At 35.9% G+C, this 515-nt stretch carries 1 protein-coding gene; it reads right to left on the reverse strand.

Features of this window, described 5'->3' with window-relative positions; genetic code table 11:
• Positions 1-272: 272 nt before the first annotated feature.
• On the reverse strand, positions 273-515 hold a 243-nt coding region (locus tag ACH0AK_RS14985; RefSeq protein ID WP_499797087.1), incomplete at its 5' end, for a hypothetical protein.

The following is a 515-nucleotide window of genomic DNA, read 5'->3' on the forward strand; positions in this document are numbered from 1 at the left end:
TATAAAATGGCAAAAATAACTGACAACAAAATGACATTTAAAAATAAACTGATATAGCAAAGCGCTTGTAGTTGACGTACTCGATGGACTGGATGCTTTTTTTCAGTTAGTGCGGCTAAGAGTATTTTGTCATTGGATCGTTTTGTAAATGACTTTCTTACTTGCATTATTCAGCTCCCCCTAATCTTTTAGAATTTCAGAGAAATTTACTTTCTCTCGTTTTACTTGCTTAAAATAAATAGTTTCCACCAACTATCAAGTTATATGTCATATCACACTTCGTAATGTTCTATTAAAAATTGCTGCAAAGCTTCTCGACGAATCCGGATATCTTGCTTACTCCAAACTTGGATTTTCAATCCCTGATCAATCCAACCATTAAGCTTTACATCCCCAATGCCCAACACCTGCTTGATTGTTTCTTTATTTGCATAAGGAGGTAGCTCAGCAGTCTTTGTCATCATTTTGATGCGCTTCTCAAACTCTGCTACTGCCAAACTAACGATTCCTGATGC

Source organism: Enterococcus pernyi, from assembly GCF_045371165.1.
Lineage (GTDB): Bacteria > Bacillota > Bacilli > Lactobacillales > Enterococcaceae > Enterococcus_B > Enterococcus_B pernyi.